The organism is Bacillus sp. C1, assembly GCF_054570475.1.
Genome location: NZ_JBTMZT010000004.1, coordinates 218116 through 233321 on the forward strand (window position 1 = coordinate 218116; position 15206 = coordinate 233321).

At 38.9% G+C, this 15206-nt stretch carries 12 protein-coding genes; 1 reads left to right on the forward strand and 11 read right to left on the reverse strand.

From position 1 onward, the window contains the following. Positions 1-207 precede the first annotated feature (207 nt). From uvrA to ACX5JI_RS14965, 7 genes are all read right to left on the reverse strand, one after another. Positions 208-3078: an excinuclease ABC subunit UvrA gene (gene uvrA, locus ACX5JI_RS14935; protein ID WP_459501822.1), complete on the reverse strand. Its 2871-nt coding sequence runs from the start codon at positions 3076-3078 to the stop codon at positions 208-210. Between the two features lie 5 nt (positions 3079-3083). Then, positions 3084-5060 (reverse strand): excinuclease ABC subunit B, encoded by a 1977-nt coding sequence (uvrB, locus tag ACX5JI_RS14940; RefSeq protein ID WP_459501823.1) that lies wholly within the window; start codon positions 5058-5060, stop codon positions 3084-3086. Positions 5061-5222: 162 nt separating this feature from the next. Continuing rightward, positions 5223-5687 carry a DUF4362 domain-containing protein gene (locus ACX5JI_RS14945; protein WP_459501824.1) on the reverse strand — a complete coding sequence of 155 codons (465 nt, stop codon included), beginning with the start codon at positions 5685-5687 and terminating at the stop codon, positions 5223-5225. A 78-nt stretch (positions 5688-5765) separates the two neighbouring features. After that, the gene (locus tag ACX5JI_RS14950) at positions 5766-6368 is read right to left on the reverse strand and encodes a hypothetical protein (RefSeq protein ID WP_459501825.1); all 603 of its coding nucleotides are present in this window, start codon (positions 6366-6368) and stop codon (positions 5766-5768) included. Next, positions 6365-7126: a MerR family transcriptional regulator gene (locus ACX5JI_RS14955; RefSeq protein ID WP_459501826.1), complete on the reverse strand. Its 762-nt coding sequence runs from the start codon at positions 7124-7126 to the stop codon at positions 6365-6367. Before ACX5JI_RS14955 ends, ACX5JI_RS14950 begins: the two co-directional genes overlap by 4 nt. A 327-nt stretch (positions 7127-7453) precedes the next feature. Further along, complete coding sequence (locus ACX5JI_RS14960; RefSeq protein ID WP_459502048.1) at positions 7454-7603, reverse strand: hypothetical protein; 150 nt, start codon at positions 7601-7603, stop codon at positions 7454-7456. A 20-nt stretch (positions 7604-7623) separates the two neighbouring features. Further along, the gene (locus ACX5JI_RS14965) at positions 7624-8643 is read right to left on the reverse strand and encodes a YeiH family protein (protein WP_459501827.1); all 1020 of its coding nucleotides are present in this window, start codon (positions 8641-8643) and stop codon (positions 7624-7626) included. A gap of 224 nt (positions 8644-8867) precedes the next feature. On the opposite strand from ACX5JI_RS14965, the gene ACX5JI_RS14970 reads away from it, so the two are divergent. Next, complete coding sequence (locus tag ACX5JI_RS14970) at positions 8868-9776, forward strand: LysR family transcriptional regulator (protein ID WP_459501828.1); 909 nt, start codon at positions 8868-8870, stop codon at positions 9774-9776. Positions 9777-9899: 123 nt separating this feature from the next. Here ACX5JI_RS14970 and ACX5JI_RS14975 read toward each other — a convergent pair whose 3' ends face one another. From ACX5JI_RS14975 to ACX5JI_RS14990, 4 genes are all read right to left on the reverse strand, one after another. Then, positions 9900-10211 carry a heavy metal-binding domain-containing protein gene (locus ACX5JI_RS14975; RefSeq protein ID WP_459501829.1) on the reverse strand — a complete coding sequence of 104 codons (312 nt, stop codon included), beginning with the start codon at positions 10209-10211 and terminating at the stop codon, positions 9900-9902. A gap of 119 nt (positions 10212-10330) precedes the next feature. After that, positions 10331-12046 (reverse strand): ABC transporter ATP-binding protein, encoded by a 1716-nt coding sequence (locus tag ACX5JI_RS14980; RefSeq protein ID WP_459501830.1) that lies wholly within the window; start codon positions 12044-12046, stop codon positions 10331-10333. 356 nt (positions 12047-12402) lie between these two features. Next, positions 12403-13605: a PDZ domain-containing protein gene (locus ACX5JI_RS14985; protein WP_459501831.1), complete on the reverse strand. Its 1203-nt coding sequence runs from the start codon at positions 13603-13605 to the stop codon at positions 12403-12405. 95 nt (positions 13606-13700) lie between these two features. Then, positions 13701-15137 carry a S41 family peptidase gene (locus ACX5JI_RS14990; RefSeq protein WP_459501832.1) on the reverse strand — a complete coding sequence of 479 codons (1437 nt, stop codon included), beginning with the start codon at positions 15135-15137 and terminating at the stop codon, positions 13701-13703. Between the last annotated feature and the right edge of the window lie 69 nt (positions 15138-15206).

Below are 15206 nucleotides of genomic sequence, written 5' to 3' on the forward strand. Positions count from 1 at the left end.
CGGTCAGATCCTTTTTCCTTTCTTCTATGTAAAAATAGAAGAAAGGAGATGCGATGAAGTTTCCTCTTAGCTTTGTAGGCGGAAAACCGAAATAAGTTTATAAATTGAAAAAGCGAGTTTATATAAAGAATTATTCCATACCTTATATTTGTATACCTATCATGCTAACTCTTCTCTCAAATGAAAACAAGGAGCTAACCAATTGGCTTAGCTCCCTACTTCAACCTCTTTCATTTTCTCTTTCATACGAGTTGTATCACGCTCTAAAATTTCTTTTAAATACTTTCCTGTATAGGAACGCTCTTCTTTTATAACTTGCTCTGGTGTACCTGACGCAACGATTTGACCACCTTTGTCTCCGCCTTCTGGACCAAGGTCAACAATGTAATCTGCTGTCTTAATTACATCTAGATTATGTTCAATGACAAGTACTGTTTCACCACTTTCAACAAGGCGCTGTAATACTTCTAGAAGACGCGCGATATCATGTGCATGTAATCCTGTTGTCGGCTCATCTAAAATATATAACGTACGCCCTGTAGAACGGCGATGTAATTCAGATGCTAGTTTCACACGTTGTGCTTCGCCACCTGATAATGTTGTAGCCGGTTGTCCTAATTTCATATAACCTAGCCCTACATCAACAAGTGTCTGCAACTTCCGTTTAATTTTCGGGATATTCGCAAAGAATTCTACCCCATCTTCAATTGTCATTCCTAACACTTCAGAAATATTCTTATCTTTATATTTCACTTCTAATGTTTCACGATTATATCGCTTCCCGTGGCACACTTCACACGGAACGTATACATCTGGTAAGAAGTGCATTTCAATTTTTATAATACCATCACCGCGGCAAGCTTCGCAGCGGCCACCCTTCACGTTAAAACTAAAGCGGCCTTTTTGATATCCACGTACTTTCGCTTCATTCGTTTGTGCGAACACATCACGAATATCATCAAACACACCTGTATATGTCGCTGGATTTGAACGCGGTGTACGCCCAATTGGTGATTGGTCAACATCAATTACTTTATCTAAATGCTCAAGCCCTTTAATATCCTTATGTGCTCCTGGCTTACTTTTCGCTTTATATAATTTCTGTGCTAACGATTTATACAAAACTTCGTTAACCATCGTACTTTTTCCTGAACCAGATACGCCTGTTACTGCTACAAATGCCCCAAGCGGGAATGACATCTTCGCATTTTTTAAGTTATTTTCTTTCGCACCAATAATCTCAACCTTGCGCCCATCCCCTTTACGTCTTTCGAGTGGAACCGGGATAAACTTCTTACCGCTTAAATATTGACCAGTTAATGAATTTTCATCATTCATCACTTCATCTGGTGAACCAGCTGAGACAACTTGCCCCCCATGAATTCCTGCGCCTGGACCTATATCAAGTAAATAATCGGCCGCCATCATTGTATCTTCATCATGTTCAACTACGATTAACGTATTTCCTAAATCACGCATTTCCTGCAATGTACGAATCAAGCGATCGTTATCACGCTGGTGTAAACCGATAGACGGCTCATCTAGAATATATAATACACCTGTTAAACGAGAACCTATTTGCGTTGCCAAGCGAATACGCTGCGCTTCCCCACCTGACAATGTTCCTGCGGCACGGCTTAATGTTAAATAATCAAGTCCAACGTTAATTAAGAAACTGACACGCTCTTTAATTTCACGTAAAATTAACCGAGCAATCTTTTCTTGCTTCTCCGTTAACTCAATGGTTGAGAAGAAACCATACACCTCTTGAACAGAGTACTTCGTTACATCCGCAATTGTTTTCTCACCAACAAAAACAGCTAAGCTTTCTGGCTTCAAGCGGCCACCCTTACATTTCGGACATGCCTGCTCCGCCATATACTTTTCCATTTGTTCACGAATATAATCAGAGCTCGTTTCACGATAACGACGCTCAACATTTGGAATCACGCCCTCAAATAAAATCTCGCTTTCCTTCACTTGTCCGAAGTCATTTACATAACGGAAATATACCTTTTCTTCTCCGCTGCCGTATAATACTTTATCAAATAAATCTTTCGGAATATCTTTAATAGGCGTATCCATATCGATTCCGTAATGATTGCACACCGACTGCAGTAGTTGCGGGTAATATTGCGAACTCGTCGATTCCCAAGGGGCAATCGCATGCTCATTTAACGACAAATCCCAATTTGGAATGACAAGTTCTAAATCTACTTCTAATTTTGAACCAAGTCCATCACAAGTCGGACAAGCTCCAAACGGACTATTGAAAGAGAACATACGTGGCTCTAGTTCACCGATTGAAAACCCGCAATGCGGACAAGCGTGGTGCTCACTAAATAAAAGCTCCTCTTCCCCGATTACATCGATTAACACACGCCCTCCGCCAAGTTTTAACGCACTTTCAAGGGAATCCGCAAGACGACTTGCGATTCCTTCTTTTACAACGATACGGTCAATTACAACCTCAATGGAATGCTTTTTATTTTTATCTAACGTAATCTCTTCCGACACATCAAGCATTTCTCCATCAACACGAACGCGAACATAACCTTGTTTCTTTATATCCTCTAATACTTTCACGTGTGCACCTTTACGTCCCGACACAATCGGTGCTAACACTTGTAACTTTGTACGTTCTGGATATTCAAGCACACGGTCTACCATTTGTTCTACTGTTTGTGATGTAATTTCGATCCCATGATTTGGACAGATTGGCGTTCCAATACGCGCAAATAATAGACGTAAATAGTCATAAATCTCCGTCACTGTTCCCACTGTTGAACGCGGATTACGACTCGTCGTTTTTTGATCAATTGAAATCGCTGGAGACAATCCTTCAATCGTATCGACATCCGGTTTATCCATTTGTCCTAAAAACTGGCGCGCATACGCCGATAAGGACTCCACGTATCTACGTTGTCCTTCTGCATAAATCGTATCAAATGCTAATGATGATTTTCCTGAACCAGATAACCCTGTCACAACAACGAGCTGATTTCTCGGAATGGTTACATCAATATTTTTTAAGTTGTGCGCTCTCGCACCTTTTACAACGATAAAGTCTTTGCTCACTCTCTTCACCCTTCCGCTTTTAATTCTAGTAGTAAATCTCTCAGCTCAGCTGCACGTTCAAAGTCTAGCGCTTTTGCTGCTTCTTTCATTTCTTCTTCTATCTTCGCGATTGTTTTTTCTCTTTCTTTCTTCGTCATTTTCTTAGTAGATGCCGCCTCATATACTTCGGTTTCCTCTGCTGCTGTCGTTGCACGAATTACATCACGCACTTCTTTTTGGATCGTTTTCGGCGTAATACCGTGCTCTTCATTGTAAGCCTCTTGCTTTTGACGACGACGCTTTGTCTCTTCCATCGCAATATTCATTGACTTTGTTATACGGTCTGCGTACATAATTACGTGGCCATGTTCATTACGCGCTGCGCGGCCAATTGTCTGAATCAATGATCGCTCTGAACGCAAGAAACCTTCTTTATCCGCATCCAAAATCGCTACAAGCGATACTTCCGGAATATCAAGTCCTTCTCTTAATAAGTTAATCCCAACAAGCACATCGAATTTACCAAGGCGAAGATCGCGAATAATCTCAATTCGCTCTAACGTTTTAATCTCAGAATGAAGATAGTTTACTTTAATCCCGACGTCTTTTAAGTAATCTGTTAAGTCCTCGGACATTTTCTTTGTTAATGTCGTAATTAAAACGCGCTCATTTTTCAAGATGCGGTCTTGTATTTCTCCTAGTAAATCATCAATTTGTCCTTCAATCGGCCTCACATCAATTTCCGGATCTAACAAGCCCGTTGGACGGATAATTTGCTCCACAACTTCTGGTGTATGCTCTAATTCGTATGGCCCTGGCGTCGCTGATACATACACAACTTGATTCGTTTTCTCTTCAAACTCGTCAAATGTAAGCGGCCTGTTATCTAGTGCGGATGGCAAACGGAATCCATGATCCACAAGCACTTGTTTACGTGCCTGATCCCCGTTATACATCGCTCTTACTTGCGGTACAGTTACATGTGACTCATCCATCACAATTAGGAAATCTTTAGGGAAATAATCTATTAATGTATATGGCGTTGATCCAGCTGGACGAAGCGTTAAGTGCCGCGAGTAGTTTTCGATACCTGAACAAAATCCCATCTCGCGCATCATTTCTAAATCGTAACGCGTCCGCTGCTCGATTCGCTGCGCTTCTAACAATTTACCGTTATCATTTAATTCCTTTAATCGTTCTTCTAATTCTTTTTCAATATTTTCAATCGCAACTTTCAGTTTCTCTTCACGTGTAACGAAATGCGATGCCGGGAAGATTGCCACATGCTCACGTTCTGCTAATACTTCACCTGTTAAAGCATTCACTTCACGAATTCGATCAATCTCGTCTCCAAAAAACTCAATTCGGATGCAATGTTCATCAAGCGATGCTGGAAAGATCTCAACTACATCCCCGCGTACACGAAATGTCCCGCGCTGGAAATCAATATCATTGCGGCCATACTGCACATCAACAAGTTCGCGAAGCAATTGATTGCGGTCCTTCTCCATACCAACACGCAAAGAAACAACGAGCTCACGATATTCTTCAGGTGAACCTAAACCGTAAATACAAGAAACACTCGCTACAATGATGACGTCATCTCGTTCAAATAAAGCTGATGTTGCTGAGTGGCGCAATTTATCAATCTCATCATTAATTTGCGCATCCTTCTCAATAAATGTATCCGTTTGTGGTACATACGCTTCTGGCTGATAATAATCGTAATAACTAACAAAATATTCAACCGCATTGTTCGGAAAGAAATCTTTCAGCTCACTGTATAGCTGTCCTGCTAACGTTTTATTATGAGCCATTACAAGTGTTGGTTTTTTCACTTCTTTAATGACATTCGAAATCGTAAATGTCTTACCCGTTCCTGTCGCTCCAAGCAACACTTGCTTTTTCTTACCACTTTTAATCCCTGCTACTAGCTGCTCTATCGCTTTTGGCTGATCGCCCTGCGGGGAATATTCTGAGACAATTTCAAATTGATGTTCCAAACAAAACCGACCTCCTCGTGAAAAATCTGTATTCTCATTTTACCACGAATACTCATAAAAAAACCAAGAAAACGAACAGATATTCGGTAAAGTTTTCGACATTCATTTCACCCAATCAAAGTGCAATAACAAAAAAGATACCTATCCATATAAGTATCTTTTTTACTCACTAGGTACCTTCAACAAAAAATAGTTTATGTACGCGAGTTTTTTTTGGCATTCACCTAATTTATAATTTATACTTTCCCCACTTCCCTCTTTAATAACACCTCTGCACACATCACTCTTTTTTCCTTTATGAGTACCACCAAACTTATCATTTGAATCATCAAACATATAGTTTATATTCATCCCATCATACTCTAATGTTTGAAAGATTGGATTCCCTTCATCTGTATAATTCACAATACGCACTTTATCCGATTGACCATTTTTAACATGAACAAGAAATTTCTCAAACTTATCTAAGTTGGTCACTCCGCCCATTTTTCCAACTATATCATTTTTTCTATCAAGTTTTACTTCACCATTTCCCTGTTTATCTCCTGTAGATTCCGCAGAAGATAAACACCCTACTAAACTGCCAATACAAAATAAAAAACACAGTGTAACAATTCCTTTTTTCACATTCATCCTCCCCAGCTTCGTTTCACTTTATACTATTATTTCACATAAGATTAGCTAGAAAAAAAGCTGTTTCCCTAATTAGGACGACAGCTTTTTTTCTTTTTTTGGAAAAATTACATATGAAAATGTAATGATCGTATCGATTAAAAATACAATGCCCCATACTTGGCTTACCCGACTTGCCGCCTTATTTAATACAATCCCTTTTTCAAACCAATCGCCCCACTGTTCAACCGGCATCAGCCCATACGTAAAGAAGAATATAATATGAATCGCAATAAACATAACAAGATGTAAGCTCCATTGGCTAAGCTCCTGCTTCGTATAAGCCCATCCTTCTAACCGTTCCACATTAGGCATGGGTTCATTTCGCCATTTCGCAACACGTCTTTGCACCCATACATCTAACTTTTTCAAATCCTTTTTTCCATATAAAAGCGCATATAATAATATGATTACTGTGATGATTTGAAAGTTAGAAAACGTACCGGTTTGATAGTAATCAATAGCGCCCAGTGCTAAAATAAACACTTCATTAAATAGTAATACAATCCCCGCAATGAAACTCGCCTTCTGTAAGCGCAAACCGTAACGTAATAAAAAGAAACCAATCGCCGATACCCAAAATACAATTTCTGCACCAATTAGAAAGTACCAACGATATTCTGCAAGTATACTCATTTTCTCCTCTCCCTCTCATCATATATACGAAAAGCCTCATCCATATACGCTAGAAGCTCATCTTCAATTGGATACATATTCATCTTTTGCGAATCCTCTTTCGATTTTCTTACTTCCCACAATTTCTCTAGAAATGCCTCATCACCGTTTGCCATCTCTATACATTTCGCCATTAACCTTTTCGTAGCCCCTTGTACTTCATCATGAGATGCACTTTTCCCTTCTTGCATAAAGCTACGCAACTGCTTCAACAAGTCCACCCATTCTTGAACATTTTTATCTTCCTCACTCATATTCGGTAAATTGTGAAGAAGCTTTTGCTCTTCACCTGAAAAGGTCTGTTTCTGAAACATTTCACGTATACGAGGAGACTGCTTTGACAATTGAATTAACTCGAACATAATTTTCCAATCTAACTCTCCTTCAAGTTCCGCTGAATACACAACGGCCTGTAAAATTCGTTCCATCCGATTGAATTTTCGCTGCTCTTCTTGCACAAACTTAAGCTGCTTTTCTAATGATTCTTTTAAGCTGAATTCATCTGTTACTAACATATTCATAATCTCTTTCAATGAGAAACCCATTTCTTTTAGAAATAAAATTTGCTGTAAGCGAATCACATCCGTTTCATTATATAAACGGTGTCCCCCTTCGGTTTTTCCGCTCGGTCTTAGCAAATCAATTTGATCATAATAACGAAGCGTTCTTACCGTAACTCCCGTTTCCTTTGTAAGTTCTTGAATCGAAATCATTTCCATCACCCTTTCCTCTTTTATTGTAAAAGATGACGTAACGTAACTTTCAAGCGTTTTTGTAAAAAAATACAAAAATGCTTGTTACACCCCTCTGTTTTATCAAATTTTACCAGACCATGAAGAAAGGGAAATGCTACAAAATTATAAAAAGAAACAGGGTGATTTTCCGAGGTTTGTTCGTAGAAAGTGGTGAATGAAATTTTATCGGCGATTTTTCAAATATATCGACCGTTTCTCACAATATATCAGCGATTCGACAAAGGATATCGACTAACCGACAAAAAATAACAAAAAAACAGGAGCCCCTAGCTCCTGTTTCCCAACCAACTTTTACGGAAATAGTATTTTTGGAATTGTGCGTCCACATGCTAAAACAATCGCTCCCACTAAAACGCTTGTTGCCGTTTTATGATAATGCGCTAATGCTAGTAAATAATACGATAACCCAACGACGCCAATAACAAAAAGAAGACATATCAATAATGTCTCCTTCTACCTCTTTACATAAATCCTAATGCATATACAAGAATATAGCCAAGAACCGATAAGCAAACCGATCCGATTAACCCAGCTACAAATGCTCTACTACCTAATTTACGGAACGTCTTAAATTCTACGTTTAAACCAAGCCCTGCCATCGCCATCGCAATAAGCATGTAAGCAATGACCACGATATAACCTGCGATAAACTCCGGTATAATTCCTAACGAATGAACAGCACTCACTGCTAAAAATCCAAAAATAAACCACGGAATCGGTAGATCACGCCATGAACCTTTTTTCCCTTCACCTTCACTACGTCCAAACCAAATTCCAATTAAAATCGCTACCGGTACAAGCATAGCAACGCGCGTTAACTTCACAATAACCGCAATATCAACCGCTGTGCTCCCGCCTGGCGCTGCCGCAGCGATAACGTGCGCAATTTCATGAAGCGTCGCCCCAGAAAAGACTCCGTAACCGTAAGGAGATAAACCAAGCACTGGATATAATAACGTATAAATGAGCGTAAAAATTGTACCTAAAATTGCAATAATCGCTGCTCCAACTGCCGTTTCATCATCCTTCGCTTTAACTTGCGGCGCAATTGCCACGACTGCAGCCGCGCCGCAAATTGCTGTCCCGCACGCTGTTAAAATCCCAAGTTTTTTCTCTACTTTAAACACACGCGTTAACATGTATACAACAACAAGTGTAAAGGCAATCACAACCGCAGCAATCACCAATACTTTTGGTCCTGCATTTGCAATATCAACAAGATTTAAACGCATACCAAGTAAAATAATTCCGAAGCGAAGTAACTTCTTACTTGCAAAATTTGTACCTGCAACCGCGTATGTTGGAACACCAATTGTCGCTCGCCAAATCATTCCAATCAGAATAGCGATTACTAATTGTCCCATAATACTTAAAAATGGGAGCTCTGCTAAATATTTCGCAACAATAGCGATTAGCAATGTAATTCCGATCCCTTGCGCAAAACCGAAGCCTTTCTTCTGTATAGAAAGTGTTTGTTCCATTTGAACCACTCCAATAACCGTATTGAAACATCCTTGTTTCTTATATTTCCATTATAAAAGGAGTTCAATAATAAGTTTAATACCAATAAATAATATCAATCATCAGAAAAACTTATGATAAACTATAAAAAACGGAGGTGTCCCGCCCAAAAGGAGCTGGATTACATAAAAAGCGGACAAGCATCTCTCTAAATCAATAACAAAAGAGTAAAGGAGCAAATATAATGAACGTTGATATTTTAAAAATATTTGTTACCGTAGTCGAACAGCAGCATTTCTCGCGTGCTGCTGAATTATTAAACCTTTCACAGCCAGGCGTTAGCATGCATATTCGTAATTTGGAAAATGAATTTGGTACAACGCTTATTCAACGTTCTCCAAAGCATGTCCAAGTGACGGAAGCAGGTAACATTTTATATACGCATGCAAGACAGATGCTATCGTTATATGAAGAAGCTAAGCAAGAAATTAACGAATTACATAATGTCGTAACAGGGACATTACGCATCGGAGCCAGTTTCACCATTGGCGAGTACTTACTTCCTAAAATATTAGCGCATTATGCGAATGAAAACCCACGCGTAGAAGTACATACATTCATCTCCAATACAGAAGAGGTTCTTCAAAGCATTCGTTCCAATCAAATTGATATCGGTTTAGTAGAAGGACAGGTTGTATATACTGATATGGATGTAGAATCTTTTATGGAAGATGAGATGAAGCTTGTCGTTCCGCCAAACCATCCCCTTTTGCACACAAAGGAAATTAACGAAATATCCTTACAAAATCAAGTATGGATTTTAAGGGAAAGCGGATCTGGAACACGCGCTTACAGCGACCGTTTTATCCATCAGCACCATTTAAAAATGAAGCGCTTCTTTACATTTAGTAGTATTCAAAGTGTGAAAGAAGCCGTTAGCGCGGGGCTTGGCATTGCAATCCTTTCTGACTGGACTGTAAGGAAAGAGTTACAAGCTCAGGAGATTTTCCATATCAACGTTCCCAATGAAAAACTGATTCGTCCCTTCTCCATCGTGCGCGGTAAATATTTCATCCCTTCTAAAGCAATTCAAGTTTTCTTAGATCACGTTCAATCATTTGCAAAAAAACAGAGTTGTAAGGAAGCACGCTAATGTCTTCCCTATATATCGACGAAGCTTTTTCGATTTCCCAAGAAATATGTATAATTCGACAGAGGATATCATGTGGTTCCATACTATCCAACAAAAAAGCCGTGCAATTAGCACGGCTTTACATTATATACGGACAGTTGTACCGCTGACCGCAACCATTAACATCCCTTCGCGAACTACTTCGTAATCTACATCGATACCGACAATAGCATTCGCACCTTTTTGCTTCGCAAGAGTTTTCATCTCTTCCATCGCAATATCGCGTGCTTCTTTTAATTTACTTTCATATGCGCCAGAACGGCCACCGACAACATCACGAACAGAAGCAAATAAATCACGGACGATATTTGCACCCATAATCGCTTCTCCGTTCACAATATCAATATACTCCACAATTTCTTTCCCTTGAATAGTCGAAGTTGTTGTTACGATCATATTTGAAAACCTCCTTATTATATGTATCTTTTCCTTACCTACCTATATGGTACGCTAATCCCACCAAATTTACATATACAAAGGTTTTTTATTTAAGACAGCAAATACAACTTTCCTTCTTAAGAACTAAATTGCGCTTCGTATAACCTGCTATATCCTCCGCCTTGTTCAATGAGTTCTTCATGTGAACCTTGCTCTGCAATTCCATCTTTATTTACAACGACAATACGGTCTGCATTTTTAATCGTCGCAAGTCTATGGGCAATAACCAATGTTGTACGCCCAACTGATAGTTCCGCAAGTGATTGCTGAATCGCAAGTTCTGTCTCTGTATCAAGCGCAGAAGTTGCTTCATCTAAAATTAATATTGGCGGGTTTTTCAAGAACATACGAGCAATTGCTAAACGCTGCTTTTGTCCTCCTGAAAGCTTCACACCTCGCTCACCAATAACTGTATCTAATCCATCTGGTTGCGAGTAAATCAAATCTTCTAATTGTGCACGTTTAACTGCTTGCCAAATCTCAGCTTCTGGAGCTTGTAAATTTCCGTAAGCAATATTTTCTCGGATTGTTCCAGAGAATAAAAATACATCTTGCTGCACAATCCCAATTTGCTTACGAAGTGAAGAAAGCGTCATATCCTTCGTATCAATTCCATCGATTGTAATAGAGCCATCTATAGTCTCATAAAACCTAGGCAATAAGCTACATAATGTTGTTTTCCCAGCACCTGATGGCCCAACAAAGGCAACCGTTTCTCCCGCATGAATTTTCAAATCGATATTTTTTAGGATCGGCTCTTGTTTATCGTATCCAAACGTAATATTTTTATATTCAATATCACCATGTACTTGTTTTACTTCCATAGCATCCTTAGCATCTACGATATCTGGTTCTGTTTCGAGCAGTTCCACATACCTTTTAAAACCTGCAATTCCCTTCGGATAACTTTCAATAACTGCATTAATTTTTTCAATTGGACGGAAGAAAATATTCGTTAATAATACAAAACCAATAAATCCGCCATATGTTAATTCTCCTTGCAGAACAAACCAAGTTCCGCATATTAAAACAAACAATGTAACAAGGCGCATTAACATATAACTAATCGATGAATTTAAAGCCATAATCTTATACGCCATCAACTTTGTTGTACGAAAACGAGCGTTATTTACCGCAAATTGCTCTTTCTCAAACTTTTCGTTTCCAAATGCTTGAACAACACGGATTCCCCCTACATTATTTTCAATACACGCATTAAAATCTGCAACATCTGAGAATAAACGTCTAAACGTACCTGTCATCTTACGGTTGAAATACAGCGCCAACCAAAGTAAAAATGGAATAACGAAAAACGTAAGAAGCGCTAACTTCCAGTTAATCATCATCATAAATGAAAAGGCCCCAATTAAAGTCATAATTGCAATAAATAAGTCCTCTGGCCCGTGATGGGCAATTTCACCAATTTCCATTAAATCATTTGTAAGACGTGAAATTAAATGACCTGTCTTATTATTATCAAAAAATCGGAATGATAGCTTTTGAATATGATCAAACAATTTTTGACGCATATCTGTTTCAATGTTAACTCCGAGCATATGCCCCCAATATGTAACAACATATTGAAGCCCTGCATTTAGCATATAGATGGCTAATAAGCCAATACATGCCCATAAAATAAGGGCCCAATCTTGTCCTGGCAATAACTTATCGATAAACTGATTCACAATAAGTGGAAAGCCAAGTTCCAGTAGCCCTGCAATGACAGCACAAGAAAAATCGAGCACGAATAAACCTTTATATGGCTTATAGTAAGAAAAAAATCGGCGCAGCATACATTACCTCCTATAATCAAAATAAAAGGACTTTGCATCATAACAAAGCCCCATTAAATGATAACCATTATCAAATGATTATTCAAGCTATCTGCTTACAAAGCTCCTAATCGAAAAAAGACCTTCATAAATGAAGGTCCCAGCTTATTAGGAAACAGGAGCTAGGGGCTCCTATTTTTTGTCGTTTTTTGTTGGTTAGTCGATATCCTTTGTCGAATCGCTGATATATTGTGAGAAACAGTCGATATATTTGAAAAATCGCTGATAAAATTTCATTTACCATCTGTCATATCACCATGTTTCTTTCGCCGCCTTTTTCCACGGCCTGAAGCCTTCATCTATGAAGGTCCTTTACATTACACAGCTTCCGTATCCCACTTATGCTCCTGCTCGACAAACACAATTCCTAACTCATGATGTCCCCCTGCGTATAGTGCTGTTTGAGCAAGACGAAGCTCACCGTTCGTATCTAGTACTTCTAATTTACAAAATGCTCCTGTTGTCTTAGACTGAAGTGCATCATAAAACTCCTCTGTGCTTTTAGGAACAATACCATTTACTTTCGTTATAACCTCTCCAGGCCGCAAATTCATTTCTGCACCGACTGTATTCGGAATTATTCCTAATACAACTAATCCATCATCACGCACTGCAAAGTAAGGTGGACGTGTTTCGTCAGCTATCCGTTCCCTCATCGAAATTGTAAAGCGACCAAGCATCGCAACTCCCATTGCAATGATTGCTAAAATGGACCACCAATAACTCGCTACACCTAATACAAGAACAAGAGTCGCTAAGCCAAATATGCGTCTTCCTGTAAATAATAAAGCCTTCGTCGGTTCCTCACTTCTAATGGTTCGCATAAAGCCAAGTAAAAATGGTACAAGGAATAAAGAATACGTTTCTGAGCCAACAGAAACGACCGGCCACCACGAAACAAATTGTGTAACAGCATCTCCCGGCACAAGAATAAAAATCGGAACGAGCCATAGGCGCTTTGATTCATGCAATCCAATGTTTAAACCACGCTTCCCTTTGCGCATTTTAGGTGTTGAATACTGCACCGCATTTTTCGAAATTAATAACCCTTCTACAACTAGCATCAAGCCAAGCAAAATGGCAAGTGATGCAATCGTACTCTCTTCTCCTTCTCCAAGCTGTAAGAAAGAGATTGGGAGCTTAGAAGATAATAAAACTGCTACAATCGCTACGCCAAATGTGTAAGCTGCAGATAAATATCGATACCCTGTAGCTAGTCCAAATATGAGTGTCCAAATTAAAATCACCCATATACTCGCTTCTGATAATACTAACCCCGCGCCAATTGTAAGAACAGATACAATAAGTCCGTATCCAATGCCCGCAAACCAAGATGTTCGCAGTTCAAACAAAACATCATATACTTTAAAAGAGAAATTTTTTCTCTCTCGTAATACACGCAAATATCCAGCAAAAATACTACTTATTAAAAACACATAGACAGCAGGGTGTAAGAAAAAACGCCCAACCGCTCGCATTATCTCAAAAGACCACGCCTCCACGAACTGTTTCACCACCATTTATATAGTCATTTCTTTTTATCTTATCACAACTAATCAAACGTTTGTTTAACGCGCACAAAAAAATACAGGCAATCATATGCCTGTATTTCTTCTTACTTCGCCATCAATTTTAATGCTGCCTGTAATTGCAGATCATTTTCTCCTGAGCGGATCTTTTCAATGATTTTATTTTGAAGCACTTCAGCTGTCTTTTTATCAAGCTCACCTGTTGCTTCCATTTCGTTTGCATTTTGGAAGGCCTTAAGCGCCGACTCTGTTTCTTTACTAAAGTAACCATCTTCACGTCCAGGCACATATCCTAAGCTCTTCAGCATTTCTTGTGCATGTTTCACTTGTACATCATTTGCATTATAAGAAAGTGTTTTCTCAATTTGAATTGGCGTTGCATGATAATAATCTGGCTGCTTCACTTCCACTGTTGGGGCAATTCCTTTTTTATGAATCCAATTGCCATCTGGTGTAAGCCATTTAAACATTGTCAGTTTAATATTGCTGCCATCCTGAAACGGAACAGCTTGCTGAACAGTGCCTTTTCCAAATGTTTTCTCACCAACTAAATCATATCCTTCTCCTTCTTTTAATGCTCCTGCTAAAATTTCTGAAGCTGATGCACTTCCTTTATCAATTAATACTGAAATTGGATATGACTTTCGCTCTTTTAATTCCGTTGAGAATTTCTTTTTCTCACCATTTCGTTGTTCAACTTGCATCATTGGCTTTTTATCTGTCATGATTAATCCTAAAATATCTTGCACGCTATTTAAGTAGCCTCCTGGATTACCACGTACATCAATGATAAGACCTTTTATATCTTTCTTTTCAAGCTCTTTTAATTGATCTTTAAATTCTTTCGCTGTATTTTCAGAGAAAGATGTAATTTGAATATAACCAATATCTGTTTCCTTCTCTTTCTTTACAGAACTAAACACAGTGAAAACCGGAATTTTTTCACGCTTAATTTTATATTCTATTGGATCTGCCACTCCTGAACGTTTGATCTCAAGCGTAACGTCCGTTCCTTTCTTACCACGAATCTTTAAGACCGCTTCTTCACGTGATAAATCTTTTACACTGTTTCCATCTACCGATAAAATTTGGTCATTCGGTTTAATCCCTGCTTTTTCTGCTGGCGAGCCTTTAATTGGGGATACAATGATTAGTTTCCCATCCGTTTTGTTCACCTCAGCACCAATACCTTCAAGTTCAGGATCAAGTGATTCGTTAAACTGCTTCGCTGTTTCCTTATCCATATACGTGGAATAAGGGTCCTTCAGCGTAGACAACATTCCTTGTATTGCACCTTCAACAAGCTTGTCGTCTTTCACGTCTTCCACATAACGTGAATCAATCAGTGCATACGCCTCATTAATTTTTGCCAAATTTCCTTGTGTTGTGCTAACACTATCTTTTGATATTGTTTGCGCCATATACGCTGGATTAATTCCAAACACATACATACCTACAAACATTCCGCCAGCACCAATTAAAAATGTAACAACCATTCCAATAATCGCAACTCTACGTTTCAATGCGGAATTCCCCTTTCCAAAGCACACAGGTGGTGTAGCAAAAGGCATCACACAACGTGTGATGCCTTT

Excerpts from the sequence above, each read along its gene's own strand:
- ACX5JI_RS14950 (WP_459501825.1), bottom strand. The coding sequence starts at position 6,368 with ATGAGTATACTTGCAGAATATCGTTGGTACTTTCTAATTGGTGCAGAA.
- ACX5JI_RS14955 (WP_459501826.1), bottom strand. The coding sequence starts at position 7,126 with ATGGAAATGATTTCGATTCAAGAACTTACAAAGGAAACGGGAGTTACG.
- ACX5JI_RS14965 (WP_459501827.1), bottom strand. The coding sequence starts at position 8,643 with ATGGAACAAACACTTTCTATACAGAAGAAAGGCTTCGGTTTTGCGCAA.
- ACX5JI_RS14970 (WP_459501828.1), top strand. The coding sequence starts at position 8,868 with ATGAACGTTGATATTTTAAAAATATTTGTTACCGTAGTCGAACAGCAG.
- ACX5JI_RS14975 (WP_459501829.1), bottom strand. The coding sequence starts at position 10,211 with ATGATCGTAACAACAACTTCGACTATTCAAGGGAAAGAAATTGTGGAG.
- ACX5JI_RS14980 (WP_459501830.1), bottom strand. The coding sequence starts at position 12,046 with ATGCTGCGCCGATTTTTTTCTTACTATAAGCCATATAAAGGTTTATTC.
- ACX5JI_RS14985 (WP_459501831.1), bottom strand. The coding sequence starts at position 13,605 with ATGGTGGTGAAACAGTTCGTGGAGGCGTGGTCTTTTGAGATAATGCGA.